Origin of the sequence: Neobacillus sp. NPDC097160, assembly GCF_044762155.1 — a bacterium.
GTDB lineage: Bacteria > Bacillota > Bacilli > Bacillales > Cytobacillaceae > Neobacillus.
In genome coordinates, this window is the sequence record NZ_JBIWDU010000005.1 from 226,698 (window position 1) to 240,235 (window position 13,538).

The window sequence follows — 13,538 nt, forward strand, 5'->3', positions numbered from 1 at the left end:
TAAACGGTTACAATCTTTTGAATAAATATAAATAACCATTTTTCAAAAATCTCCAGATTCTGAAATTATGTAAAACCTAGATGAACATTTGCTAATTTTATTATAACCGATGCAAAGCTTCTGTCAATCTCTCTTTCGGAGTATTTCGACATTTTTTCACTTAATTCTTAGTTGTTGGCTGAAGCTAAAAATTTTATCGTTTTTTTAGAATAAAAAAAGAACAACTGCCATTACAAAATGTAAGATGGCAAGTGTTCTTTTTCAAAAACTAGCGTATTTTATTAAAGGCTTCTGTCAGCGTCTTAATAATAAATTGCAGGTCCTTCTGTTCAATATTTAACGGTGGTGCCAAGGTTAGCACATTATTGTAACCGGCGACCGTTGCCCCATTTTTTCCTATTATAATCCCTTCCTGCTTACAGTTGGCGATGACTTGATTAACAAGGCCCGTATCCAATGGTTCTTTAGAATTCTTATCCTTTACCAATTCAATACCAACTAATAATCCCTTTCCGCGGACATTCCCTACATATGGATGATCCTGGAGCAGATTGGTTAAGTCATTTAGTAACTCTTCCCCTAAATCTCTGGATCGATCGAATAACTTTTCTTTTTCCATTATTTCAAGATTTTTCAACGCCAATGCACAGGCTGCCGGGTTACCGCCAAACGTATTGACGTGGCGGAAATAATCGTATTCCTCTGAACCTTTGAATGCATCATAAATGTCTTTGCGGACTGCCGTTGCTGAAAGTGGTAAATAGGCACTGGTGATTCCCTTTGCCATGGTGATGATATCCGGCTTCACACCGTAGTTCATAAAGCCAAACGGCTTGCCTGTACGGCCAAAACCACAAATTACTTCGTCAACAATCAGGAGTGCACCATGTTTTTCACACACTTCTTTTGCTGCCTTCATATACCCATCAGGCGGGACGAGGACACCGCCGCCGGTAATGATTGGTTCCATAATCATCGCCGCAATCGTTTCACTCAGCTCCCATGTCATTGTCCGATCAATTTCTTTTACCGAAGACAATTCCATTGGATTGGTCACATTTGTATCATCACGGTACGAATCGGGTGGAGATACGTGTATAAACCCTGGTGCCAGCGGCTCATACTTGTATTTTCTTTGCGCCTGCCCGGTTGCGGCCAATGCCCCCATTGAATTGCCGTGATAGGCTCGGTAGCGTGAGACGATTTTATAGCGGTTAGGCTCACCCTTCTGCTGATGGTATTGTCTAACCATTTTAAAGGCGGTTTCGTTCGCCTCAGACCCACTGTTCGAGAAAAAGATGACATACTCATCACCTAGCATTTCATTCAGTTTTTCTGCCAGTTTAATTGCCGGGACATGGCTTTGCGACAGCGGAAAATAGGCCATCTCCTTCAATTGCTCATATGCCGCTTCCGCAAGCTCGGTCCTTCCATAGCCAACATTCACACACCAAAGACCTGCCATTGCATCCAAATAACGTTTCCCATCGACATCCGTCACCCAAGACCCCTCTGCCTTCGTCGCAACAATCGTCGCCTGCGGATTATACGGCTTCATCGAATGCCAAACATACCGATCATCCTGCTCCCACAACATCTTATGAGAACCACTCGTTTGCACCATTACCATCCCCCCAATATTATAATTGGTGCCTGACACCATTAATCACTTTTTTACTATTCTTATACGTTAAATTCTTATGCGTCGAATCTAGATGTGATCATTTTCTTTTTTGTGTAGAAGTTTAATCCGTCTTTGCCGTTTACGTGCAGGTCGCCATAGAAGGAGTCTTTCCAGCCTGAGAATGGGAAGAAGGCCATTGTTGCCGGAACACCAACGTTAATTCCCAGCATTCCTGCATCTGCCTCTTCACGAAACTGACGGACGGCTTTCGCATTGTTTGTATAAATGGTTGCTCCGTTGCCATATCTTGATTTACGGATGTATTCCAATCCTTCATCCAAGTCCTTAGCGCGCAATAAACTTAAAACCGGAGCAAAGATTTCGTCCTTAGCTATCGTCATTTCAGGTGTAACATGATCAAAAATCGTTGGCCCTAAGAAATTTCCTTCAGGAAGATCATCCATCTCCCTCCGTCCATCCCTGATTAAGTCTGCGCCTTCGGCTACCCCTTTTTCGATGTATCCTAGGGCCTTTTCACGGTGTTCCTTGCGGATGACTGGAGTTAATAACACCTCGTCATCCATCCCATTCCCGATAATTAGCTCATCCGTTTTTTTCTTCAACGCGTCGACAAACGTCTCATTATCACCGACAACCACTACGGCACTGCAGGCCATACAACGCTGCCCGGCGCTTCCAAAGGTGGAACTAAGAACATGTTGAACCGCCTTATCTATATCAGCATCAGGCATGACAATATGATGATTCTTCGCACCTGAAAGGGCTTGAACCCTCTTTCCTTCAGCCGCAGCACGCTCGTAAACATACTTCGCAACCGGCTGAGAACCGACAAAGGAAATTGCCGCGATATCCTTGTGTTCTAGTAAACCATTCACAACATCATGTGCACCGTGGACAACATTTAATACCCCTTTTGGTGCTCCGGCTTCTGAAAACAATTCTGCTAATCTATTAGCCAAAATTGGCGTCCGTTCAGACGGCTTTAACACAAACGTGTTTCCACAAGAAACGGCCAGCGGGAACATCCACAGCGGCACCATCATCGGAAAATTGAACGGTGTAATTCCGCCGACAACACCCAATGGATAACGGAACATTTCGGAATCAATATCTTCTGCAATTCCCGATAACGTTTCGCCCATCATCAATGTCGGAGCGCCTGAAGCGAACTCGACACACTCAATCCCGCGCTGCACTTCGCCATATGCTTCTTTGTATGCCTTGCCATTTTCCAGAACAATCAGCTTGGCCAAGTCTTCGTGGTTTTCGGTTAACAAGTAATGGTATTTAAATAGGATCCTTGCACGTTTCGGCACCGGGACATTTTTCCATTGTTTAAACGCTTCCTTTGCCGCTGCAACAGCAAGATTGACATCCTCTTTCGATGAAACTGGTACTTTTGTGATTACTTCATTCGTTGCCGGATTCGGCACATCAAGTGTTTGCCCGCTGTTTGCACTCACCCATTCACCATTAATAAAATTTTTCAAAACAGCCGTTTCATTTTTGGTTACACTCATGCTCTAACCTCCGAATTTTATTAATATAATAGTTTCTTTAAAAGCTGTATAACTTCATTATCACGCATCAATAAACCGCTTTCATTAGACAAAATGTAAAATTTCTTAAGGTATTTCCTCAACAATTTGAACATTCATTTAACACTTTTGTTTTTTGCTATTACCTTGTCACCTGGCTTGATTGGCCTCTCCAACTTGTGGTGCCGATAAATAATCATGGACTAGAAGCATAAATTCAATGGCAACCCGTTTTTCGTGCTCCATAAAATCCTCTCCCAAAAGGTTTTCAAGCTTTTGCAAACGATGGTATAACGTTTGCCTTACAATAAATAGCTTATTCGAGGTTTCCTGCTTAGAACCGCTGCATTCCAAATAAGCTTTTAATGTTTCTAGGAGTTTGCCATTGTATTTTTGATCATATTGAATAACAGGTTGGAGGTATTCAGATGACAGTTCCTTTAAGTCGGTATGCTTACTCATCTGCGAAATGAGACGGTACAAATGCAAATCCTCATAAAAGTGGTAAATTTGTCTATTCGTCATTTTTTGTTGAATTCTAAGTGTCTCTTTTGCTGTCCGGTAGCTCTTATGTACATCACTTACTGAGTGGATAAACTTCCCGGCTGCAATTATAATTTTTGATGAAGATGGCCTCCGGATAAAATCTGAGTCCTGGATCGATTCGATTGCTGTTTTTATCCGTTCCTTCAGATTCTTTTTCGTGCGATGATTGAGGAGAATGAAGGTAATCTCGTTTCTTTTTTCAACGAAAAATACGGCAAAGCCATTCTGTTCAAAAACAGAGCGAAATAATAATTTCAGGTAGGTAACATCCTGACTTACTCTTTCTTTAATAGGAATCTGTTTCGTGATCAAAACGACCGCGTCATTCGTCTTTGCTTTCATTCCATTCTCTGCTAAGTATTCGTGAATATCATCGAGTGAATGTTCACCCTCAAGCCAGCCATGAAGCCACTCAAACTCTTCCACACGCTTCTTTTCTTCTACATACAAATCTCTTAATAAATGCTGGGCTATAGCGGTTGCTGTCCGGTCTAGAATCAATAAATCGTATTCGCTTATCGGAATATCCTTTGAATAGATAAACAACTCCGCATACTCCTGACCGAACAAAAAGATAGGTGCTGAGGCGATATAATCAGAAGCTTGCGTTTTTGACCCTTCGAGCTGATGAATGATTGAGTCTTGTTCACGCAAGTTAATTTCCGGGACAAATTCATAGTCCTGATTTTTCATTTTGAAAATGATTAGGACATCTAGTGCTGAGAAAATAAACTGAAGGATATCCTCATACGTTTCAATCGTTAGCAGCCGTTTATTTAAGCTCTGCGAATAATTCTCTAAATCCGAAATCTTCTGGTATTGCTGATTAATGATGACCGAATGAATGTCTTGTGTGATTTCAACAAACGGAACCTCTTTTTGAAAAATAATAATTGGGAATTGATGCTCATTGGCCATTGCAATGACCTCATCCGGAACCTCTGATAGGTATGTTCCTATCTCCAAACATAACCCAGCCGCATTGTTTTCGATGAATTCCTTTACCATCGAGACAAATAATTCCACATTGTCCTTCCAGGCAACCCCTGTTGATAAAATAAGCTCCTGCCCGTTTAAAAGATTTCGAATACTTGTTACCTCAACCACATGAACCCATTTGACGGTTCGCTGAATATCGCCATTTCCTGCAATAACCATAGCTTGTTCAAAGTGCTTTCGTTTAAAAATATCTGCAACCGTTAATTGAAAATGTTCTTTCATTAGTAGGGATCTCCTTAAATTAAGAACTTAAGTTAAAAAGGATTGGCCATTCAACCAATCCTTCAACTTTTTACAAAAACCACTTAGCTGTTCGTCTGTTTCTGGTTAATTAAAATACTTGAAAAATACTTCCGGCCATTTGCTGTTCCAATCAAAAGTGTTTCGGTTACGTTTCCATTTGGATGTAAAAAATCAACGGAAGCGCCATTTAAATGTTCTCTTACACCGCTAATGCGGCAGCCCTTTTGGATAAGGAAATCGATTTTATCCCGTTCGTCGAGAAATTGTAGATGATCTGACATGTATCTCACTCCTATTTTGATTTAATATAAATCTACGTTATTAGGAATTTCCTTTAGTACAGGCTCGTAAACTTTATCTTCGATGACCCAATCCCGGCCAACCGAAATACCTAAATATTTTTCATCACATGGATCTTCAATCTCCGCTTGACGATACTTATTAAACCACCAATATTTAGCAAGGACATAGTAGATACCCGCACCAACTAAGAATCCGACTAAAAACCCATATTCCGGAACAAAATAGGAAGCAACTCCCCCGATGATCCAGGCAATAAATCCGGCAGCATTCACCCCGCCCATATATTTATACTGACCATGATCTTCATATAATTCTGGTACATTCACTCGTCTCTTCCGAACCAAATAATAATCAGCAAACAGAATGCCGACAATTGCCGATAAAATCCCCCCGACAATGAGAAGAATCGGAATAATAACATCAAATAATGTCCATGGCTGGACGACTGTACCAACAATACCTGCCGTGATGACACCCGCCCAAAACGGAAACTTTGGACCGCCTACGTTAGAGAAAATGGTCGCAGCAGGGACAACATTGGCAGCCGTATTTGTTGACCATTGTGCTAAAACAATCATGAGCAGCAGGATGGCTAAGATAAATCCGCCCGCCGATTTTTGAAGTGCAACAACCGGATCGTAATTTAAGACCGCAACATATGCAACAGCGCCAATAATGATCATAAAGGTTTGTGTTAACGGCATCGCAATCATGTTTCCAATTAAGGAACTTTTATTTCGTTTAAACCAGTTTTTTTCGTTTGCGGGCGCTTTTATAAACCGAGAGATAGAAGGAATATCTGCACTTAATGTCGCCCAAAAGCCCATGTTGCTGAAAATAACCACTAAAAATGCGGTAAAGGCAGCACCGCCGGTAACAGGGGTTTCAGCCCAGCTCCAAATGTTTCTCCCGGCTGCAGCGGCCTGATCGGATAAGGATGAATACATCCACAGCGAGATTAAGATAATAACAGGAGCAGCCATGTCGGCAAATCGTTCAATAGATTTAATACCTAAGGCGGTATTAACCAATTGAACCACGGCAAAGATGAGGAAGCAGACAAACCAATTATCAAAGCCAAATAAAATGTCTAATATGCCGTTCATCGCTGTCGCCCCAAAATACGTATTAATACCGAACCACATCGATGCGGTCACTCCTCGAGTGATCGATGGTATATGGGTACCAATCGTCCCAAAGGGTGCTCTCATATAGACAGGAAAGGACAACCCGTGCTCAATACCAATGTCAGCAATTAAGGAAATGAATAACCCAATCGCAAGGCTCCCAATAACAGTTGCGAGAATAACCCATGGTAAGGATAAGGACATGACCCCCGCCCCCCCAATGGCGAAGGCTGCTAGAACAACGCACATTCCCACCCACATAAAAGAAAAACCTAATTTGGTAATTTTCCGATCCTTTTGATGAATAGGCAATAAATCCGGTGATTTTAAATGGCTTTTTTTCATAGAAACACTCCGTTTCGGTTATTTTACAAGAATTTTAGCTTCCAAAAATTCAAAACCGACATCGACAGTTCAATTTTAAAAACGGCAATTGCCCAGACGGTTAAGGGCAATTGCAGGAGTGGTTCAAAACGAAAAGCGGAAGCGCCTTGCACAAGGGCTTATGACCCCGAGTCCCTAAGCGCTGTTGCTGGACATTTCTCAGGGTTAGTTGATTGATAAGGTTTGGTCCTCAGTTAATGGAGAATTGGTATTATATTTAGCTCTTTTTAAATATTGGCCAGAACCCGGTTTCCCTACAAATTGCTTGTCGCGGACAACATAATCCCCGCGAACTAATACAGAAACAGGCTCACCTGTAACCTTTAGCCCTTCAAATGCATTGTAGTCCACCGCCATATGATGGGTTTCTGCTGAAATTACCCGTTCACTATTGGGATCAAAAATCACCAGGTCTGCATCTGCTCCAATCGATATTGTCCCTTTTTTAGGGAATAAGCCAAATAGCTTAGCAGCACGTGTTGATGTAAGGTCGACAAACTGATTCAGACTAATACGTCCTTTTTTCACACCCTCTGAAAATAGAATGGATAACCGATCCTCGATAATTGGCCCTCCGTTCGGAATTTTTGTAAAATCATCCCTGCCTAAATCCTTTTGCCCTTTAAAATCAAACGAACATTGATCAGAGCCAAGTGTTTGCAGCTGGCCACTTTTTAAGGCATTCCAAAGAACTTCCTGATTCCACTTTTCGCGTAATGGCGGAGACCACACATATTTTGCTCCTTCAAAATTTGGTTTTTCCAAATAGGTCTGATCCAGTACCAAGTATTGCGGGCATGTTTCCCCCCATACATCAAAGCCCTTACTGCGTGCCTCGGTAATTTTTTCAACAGCATCGGCACATGAAACGTGAACAACATATAACTGAGAATTAGCCAGTCCCGTTAGCTTTGCAGCGCGGCCAGTCGCCTCGCCCTCTAATTCTGCAGGTCTTGTTAACGCATGATAAATCGGTTCTGTCTTTCCTTCCGCAAGTGCCTTTTTCGTTAAATAATCAATGACATCGCCATTTTCCGCGTGTACCATGACCAATGCCCCATGTTCTTTTGCGGAAACGAGTGTTCGGAATAATGTTTCATCATCAGCTTGGAACACATTTTTGTAGGCCATAAACACTTTAAACGAGGTAATACCTTCCTCATTAATGACTTGTGGCAGTTCATTCAGAACATTTTCGTTGATTTCTGAAATCATTAAATGGAATCCATAATCAATGACCGCTTTTTCCCGAGATTTGTCATGCCAGATTTGAATCGCATTTTTTAGCGGCTCACCTTTGTTGGTTAAGCAAAAGTCAATCACGGTTGTCGTGCCTCCGAAAGCGGCTGCGATGGTTCCTGATTCAAAATCATCCTTTGTTACCGTCCCGCCAAATGGCATGTCTAAGTGGGTGTGCGGGTCTATTCCCCCGGGAAAAACAATACAGCCTTTCGCATCGACGACTTCCGCACCAAGGGCTGATAGATTCGCACCAATTTGCGTTATTTTTCCATCTTCGATTAATATCTCTGCTTGATACGTGTCAGATGCTGTAACAATTGTGCCGTTTTTAATGATTTTTTTCATCAGTTGGTTCCTCCTAATCTATTCCTATTACTTAGTAACATCCGCTTTGCATTCTACCGCGACACTTAAGGCGGCTTGGCGCTCATTCCATGTCATCGGCGGCAGTTCCCTGGCTGCTTCCACCATGTCAATTGCCCCGTCAACCGGGCAGACAATCGAGCATAAATTACAGCCGACACAGTCTTCTTCCCTTACCTTGAGATAGCTTTTTCCGGACGCATCCGTCATTATGTCAATGCATTGATGGGATGTATCTTCACAGGCAATATGACATTTATTGCAGTTAATACAAACATCGGTATTGATTTTGGCAACGATATTGTAATTTAAGTCCAAATTGCCCCAATCGGAGTATCTTGGGACAGACTTTCCGATAATTTCAGAAACAGAGGCAATTCCTTTACTATCCAGATAATGGCTGAGTCCTTCAATCATGTCTTCGACAATGCGGAATCCGTGGTGCATGGCGGCAGTACATACTTGAACACCAGTCGCACCCATCAGCATAAATTCAACTGCATCTTGCCAGTTCGAAATACCTCCAATTCCGGAAATCGGTACGTTGATATGTGGATGCCTTGCACATTCTGCAACCATATTGAGGGCAATCGGCTTTACAGCTGGACCGCAATAACCGCCGTGTGCCCCTTTTCCTGCCACATGCGGAATCGTATTCCATGAATCAAGATCCACTCCCATAAGACTATTGATTGTGTTAATCATACTAATGGCATCTGCCCCGCCGTTACAGGCAGCTTCGGCCGTTGCGGTAATATCCGTAATATTCGGCGTCAATTTAACAATGACAGGTGTCTTGGCCACTTCTTTTACCCAATAGGTCTGACGTTCAACAAGTGCAGGTACCTGTCCGGAAGCAGAACCCATCCCCCGTTCCGCCATCCCATGCGGACAGCCAAAGTTTAGCTCAAGGCCATCAACCCCAACATCCTCGACTCGTTTGACGATTTCATGCCACTTTTCCTGCTTTGGCTCGACCATCAACGACGCAATAATGGCATGGTTTGGAAATCGCTTCTTGGTTTCATAAATTTCCTTTAAATTCACATCTAATGGTCGGTCGGTTATGAGCTCAATGTTATTGAAACCGGCGACTCTTTGTCCGTTAAAACTAATCGCAGCAAATCTGGATGATACATTTAAGATCGGATCACCTAATGTTTTCCATACCGCCCCGCCCCATCCAGCTTCAAAGGCCCTCTGTACCTGATAGCCTGAATTGGTAGGAGGTGCTGACGCCAGCCAGAACGGATTAGGAGATTTTATCCCTGCGAGATTTGTACGTAAATCAGCCATTTCTTTTCCCCCTTTATTATTCTTAGATTAATAGAGTCAATTTGCTAATCCAACTGCCGCATGTTGCTTATGAATAGCATAGGCAACATCTTTTCCTTGCTGGGCAGCGGTTACGACCATTGCGTCTACTTTTCCTTTACCAAAGACAACATCACCACAAGCAAATATTTTTGGTTTGGATGTTTGAAGCGTCCCTTGTTCCACTGTTACGACACCTCCAACATGCTGGAGACCAAATGCCTCGATCAGCTCCAAATGCCTTGTTTGACCGATTGCTTTAACCACCGCATCCACGGGAATCACATATTCGGACCCTTCAATCACAACAGGTCTTCTCCGTCCATCCTTTTCAGGTTCGCCGAGCTTCATTTTGATACACTCAATGCCCGTTACCTGCCCGCTTTCATTACCGATAATTCTTGTTGGTGCAGTTAACCAGCGGAACTCAACCCCATCTTGTTTCGCAAATTCATATTCAAAATCATAAGCGGTCATTTCTTCTTCCGTTCTCCGGTATAAAATCTTTACGTTTTCTGCTCCTAAACGAACAGAGCATGTCGCCCCGTCAATGGCGGTATTTCCAGCACCGATGACAACCACTCGTTTGCCGATAAAGTCATTCGATAACTGACCGTTTTTTGTCGCCTTAACAAATTCAATTGCGTCATAAACTCCGTCTAAATTTTCACCCTCAACACCGAGGTTCGGCACATGGGCCATACCTACCGCCAAGATTATGTTATCGAAATTTTCAGTTATTTCCTCAACTGAAATATCTCTTCCGACTACGGTGTTCGTTCTAATTTTTACATTTAATTTCTCTACCTGTTCTACTTCCCAGAATGAAATTTTTTGCGGTAATCTGAACGAGACAATGCCAAACGTATTTAATCCGCCCGCCTTCTCGGCTGCTTCAAAAATGGTCACATCATATCCAAGTCTTGCCAGTTCCCTCGCGGCAGATAATCCGGCAGGGCCTCCCCCAATGACTGCAACTGTTTTTCCGTTTGATTTACCTTGTTGAAAAAGGGTCTGTTCATTTTTAATGGCCCAATCGGTGGCATATCTTTGCAGGTTGCCAATCATAATTGGTTTTGTTGAATGATTGAGGACACAGGCTCCTTCACAGAGCTCTTCTGTTGGACATACTCTCGCACAACTTGCTCCAACAGGGTTTGAGGACATGATTGTTTTAGCAGAACCAAGCAAGTTTCCTGAGGTAATTTTTTTTATAAAAGTTGGAATATCAATTCCTGTAGGGCAGGCCTTTATACATGGGGCATCGTAACAATAGAGGCATCGATTTGATTCTTCAACCGCTTCTTGGTTTGTAAGTCCCCGCTCCACTTCTATAAAGTTCTTTTCAAGGTTGGATAAGGAAATACGCTGTATTTTATCATTCACCAAAGAGAAGCCCTCCTTTTTTATTCCGATTTTTTTATTGACAACGGATATCATTTAAAAATATTGAAAGCGCTTTAAAAGAAGTTTCTGAAAATTATGATTACTTTTTAGACAAATACCCCCTTTAATTTGATTGTGTATTTCGCAGAAAATTCTGCATCTTGCTTTCATTCTACAGACCGGTAGCCGGCATTTCACCTTACAACCTGTAAAATGATGCAAGCCTTTGGTTAACCATTATGTAAAAGAAATGGGACCTACAAGAGGAATCGGAAGCTAATCACCAAAAAGTGATTTGAAATCATTCACTGTCATACGGATCTTTTTGGCTATCACTTCCTTGTACACTTTTCCGAATTCTCTTTCAATTTATCACAACGAAAACAAAAAATTTGTAAAAAAAACTCGATAACAGTTTTTTTTTTACAAAAATCGTCCCTTTCATTTTCAGCTTGGGCACACTATCAAGAAATGACTAAAACCACTCTCCATAAATTAATTAATAAAAAATTAAGCTTGATTATTTATGATCATGACATACAAATTAACAAAGTAACGAGGTAATAGTCATGAAAAAGATCATTGTATCCATTCTCCTAGTAATAGCAATATTAAGTTTCCCGATTTTTCAATTGAAACAAGCCAACACTCAAGCCTTATTTCAAAGTGCTACTGCACAAAATAAATCAGCTGCTCAAATAGAGAAAGCAGCTACTCATTCAAGGAACGCAGTACAGGAGAGTGCTGATGAATCGGCTAAATTACAGCAGACCACTGATCAATCTGCAACCCAATTGGAGACTGAGAACAAACCTGCATTTCAATTAGCTGTTATAAGTGACACTCACATTGATACACATATGCCAGAAGTTACTACGAAATTTGAAACAGCATTAAAGGACTTAAAAAATATCGCACCCGAATACGATGCCATTGCCGTTAACGGAGATATGACTAATTTTGGTTTGGTCGGAGAATACGAAATATTCAAATCCATACTTAATGCAAATAAGAATCCTAATGCAGATAAATTTATGGTAATGGGAAATCATGAATGGCTTGAAAAACGTATTATTCCAGATACAGCTGTAACGGATGATGAATTAAAAAATAGATTTATAGATGAAATGGGTGTGCCTGGCCTTTACTATGATAAATGGATCAAAGGCTATCATTTTATTACAATTGCCGGGGAAAAATCGGAGTCGACGATGAAAGCAGCATACGGGGAGTCAGGTCGGGATTCTGCTTATATTTCAGATGATCAATATCAATGGTTAGAAAATACGTTGTCAATCAATGCCGAAGATAACAAACCAATTTTTGTATTCTTTCATCAGCCAATTAAGAATACCGTTTATGGTAGCGAATGGGGTGCCGGGCTAGATGATCAAAAAATTCTCGCCTTACTTAAGAAATATCCGCAAGTCATCTTATTTAGCGGACATTCTCATTATCCATTAGATAACCCAAAAAGTATCTACACTGACGGAATCATGATGGTAAATACAAGTTCTGTAGCTTACACGTATACACCTGAGGGCGGGGACAATTACACACTATCTCAAGGTTATATGGTAAATGTTTATGATGACAAAGTAGAATTTAAGGCAAGAGAATTCAGCACAGGTACATGGATTAAAACCGTTACAATCACAATTATGGAGCCTAACCAGCAAAAATAGCCGGTTAGGTTTTTACATCTTGTACCGAATTGAATCAATTTTTATTCCCTTCAACCACTTCAACAAGTTTAAATAGGAAACGGTATATTAATTGAATTGCTTGACCAATTGTCATTTCCTCATGAAAACCTTCCACATAATTCAAGGCAAAATTCAAATTCCATAAACCATCCTCATGACTAAAGATTAAATCGAATTTCGCTTCCCCACCATGTAAACTTGCATCCAGCTGTTCTTTTAAAACTTTTTCAAATTTCTTCTGAACCTTTAAACCTAACATCACATCGTATGTGCCAAAAACATCATCCGCTTCTAAAGAAATAGCGTCAACATTCACCAAATCAAACCATTTTGATTCCAGATATAGAAACTCATTTTTATGTTTTTTCAGGTATGCAAGTGGTTCGGATAAAAACGCGGATGATTCATTCCGAATCATATTTTCTGTTTCTTTATCACATCGTTCAATATAAGCATCTGTGAATCGTGTGCTAGCATCCCCTTCGACAACTTGAATGTCTGTTGCCAATTGATGGTTTTCGAGATACTCTAGCTCTTCTCCAAACAAAATGATTCCGTCAGCATTTTGATTTGTACGTATGTATTGTATGATTTGATCTTTTAACATGAAAAAAATCCTCCTATTATGAATTCCTCCATTAATATTGAGTTTTTTTTCACGAAAAAGCAAATCATTCGTTAAAATTTCAACAATAATAAAAAAAAGAGATGACTTTTGAATAGTCACCTCCGATTTTGAATC

At 41.1% G+C, this 13,538-nt stretch carries 10 protein-coding genes; 1 reads left to right on the forward strand and 9 read right to left on the reverse strand.

Features of this window, described 5'->3' with window-relative positions; all coding sequences use genetic code 11:
- Positions 1-268: 268 nt before the first annotated feature.
- From ACIQXV_RS09465 to ACIQXV_RS09500, 8 genes are all read right to left on the reverse strand, one after another.
- Positions 269-1,624, reverse strand: a complete 1,356-nt coding sequence (locus ACIQXV_RS09465) for an aspartate aminotransferase family protein (protein WP_402958142.1) — start codon at positions 1,622-1,624, stop codon at positions 269-271.
- 74 nt (positions 1,625-1,698) lie between these two features.
- Positions 1,699-3,165, reverse strand: coding sequence for a CoA-acylating methylmalonate-semialdehyde dehydrogenase (locus ACIQXV_RS09470; RefSeq protein WP_402958143.1), 1,467 nt, complete (start codon positions 3,163-3,165; stop codon positions 1,699-1,701).
- A gap of 168 nt (positions 3,166-3,333) precedes the next feature.
- The gene (locus ACIQXV_RS09475; RefSeq protein WP_402958144.1) at positions 3,334-4,950 is read right to left on the reverse strand and encodes a PucR family transcriptional regulator; all 1,617 of its coding nucleotides are present in this window, start codon (positions 4,948-4,950) and stop codon (positions 3,334-3,336) included.
- An 83-nt stretch (positions 4,951-5,033) separates the two neighbouring features.
- The gene (locus ACIQXV_RS09480) at positions 5,034-5,252 is read right to left on the reverse strand and encodes a hypothetical protein (RefSeq protein ID WP_402958146.1); all 219 of its coding nucleotides are present in this window, start codon (positions 5,250-5,252) and stop codon (positions 5,034-5,036) included.
- A 21-nt stretch (positions 5,253-5,273) separates the two neighbouring features.
- Entirely contained in the window at positions 5,274-6,746 is a 1,473-nt protein-coding gene (locus ACIQXV_RS09485) for an NCS1 family transporter (RefSeq protein WP_402958148.1), read from the reverse strand.
- 204 nt (positions 6,747-6,950) lie between these two features.
- Positions 6,951-8,372, reverse strand: a complete 1,422-nt coding sequence (hydA, locus tag ACIQXV_RS09490; RefSeq protein WP_402958149.1) for a dihydropyrimidinase — start codon at positions 8,370-8,372, stop codon at positions 6,951-6,953.
- Between the two features lie 27 nt (positions 8,373-8,399).
- A complete protein-coding gene (gene preA, locus ACIQXV_RS09495; RefSeq protein ID WP_402958153.1) occupies positions 8,400-9,686 on the reverse strand; it encodes an NAD-dependent dihydropyrimidine dehydrogenase subunit PreA in 1,287 nt (428 codons plus the stop codon).
- A gap of 36 nt (positions 9,687-9,722) precedes the next feature.
- Positions 9,723-11,093, reverse strand: a complete 1,371-nt coding sequence (locus ACIQXV_RS09500; protein ID WP_402958155.1) for an NAD(P)-dependent oxidoreductase — start codon at positions 11,091-11,093, stop codon at positions 9,723-9,725.
- Positions 11,094-11,659: 566 nt separating this feature from the next.
- On the opposite strand from ACIQXV_RS09500, the gene ACIQXV_RS09505 reads away from it, so the two are divergent.
- A complete protein-coding gene (locus tag ACIQXV_RS09505; protein WP_402958157.1) occupies positions 11,660-12,775 on the forward strand; it encodes a metallophosphoesterase family protein in 1,116 nt (371 codons plus the stop codon).
- A 34-nt stretch (positions 12,776-12,809) separates the two neighbouring features.
- Here ACIQXV_RS09505 and ACIQXV_RS09510 read toward each other — a convergent pair whose 3' ends face one another.
- A complete protein-coding gene (locus ACIQXV_RS09510) occupies positions 12,810-13,403 on the reverse strand; it encodes a branched-chain amino acid aminotransferase (RefSeq protein ID WP_402958159.1) in 594 nt (197 codons plus the stop codon).
- Between the last annotated feature and the right edge of the window lie 135 nt (positions 13,404-13,538).

Excerpts from the sequence above, each read along its gene's own strand:
- ACIQXV_RS09465 (WP_402958142.1), bottom strand. The coding sequence starts at position 1,624 with ATGGTGCAAACGAGTGGTTCTCATAAGATGTTGTGGGAGCAGGATGAT.
- ACIQXV_RS09470 (WP_402958143.1), bottom strand. The coding sequence starts at position 3,165 with ATGAGTGTAACCAAAAATGAAACGGCTGTTTTGAAAAATTTTATTAAT.
- ACIQXV_RS09475 (WP_402958144.1), bottom strand. The coding sequence starts at position 4,950 with ATGAAAGAACATTTTCAATTAACGGTTGCAGATATTTTTAAACGAAAG.
- ACIQXV_RS09480 (WP_402958146.1), bottom strand. The coding sequence starts at position 5,252 with ATGTCAGATCATCTACAATTTCTCGACGAACGGGATAAAATCGATTTC.
- ACIQXV_RS09485 (WP_402958148.1), bottom strand. The coding sequence starts at position 6,746 with ATGAAAAAAAGCCATTTAAAATCACCGGATTTATTGCCTATTCATCAA.
- hydA (WP_402958149.1), bottom strand. The coding sequence starts at position 8,372 with ATGAAAAAAATCATTAAAAACGGCACAATTGTTACAGCATCTGACACG.
- preA (WP_402958153.1), bottom strand. The coding sequence starts at position 9,686 with ATGGCTGATTTACGTACAAATCTCGCAGGGATAAAATCTCCTAATCCG.
- ACIQXV_RS09505 (WP_402958157.1), top strand. The coding sequence starts at position 11,660 with ATGAAAAAGATCATTGTATCCATTCTCCTAGTAATAGCAATATTAAGT.
- ACIQXV_RS09510 (WP_402958159.1), bottom strand. The coding sequence starts at position 13,403 with ATGTTAAAAGATCAAATCATACAATACATACGTACAAATCAAAATGCT.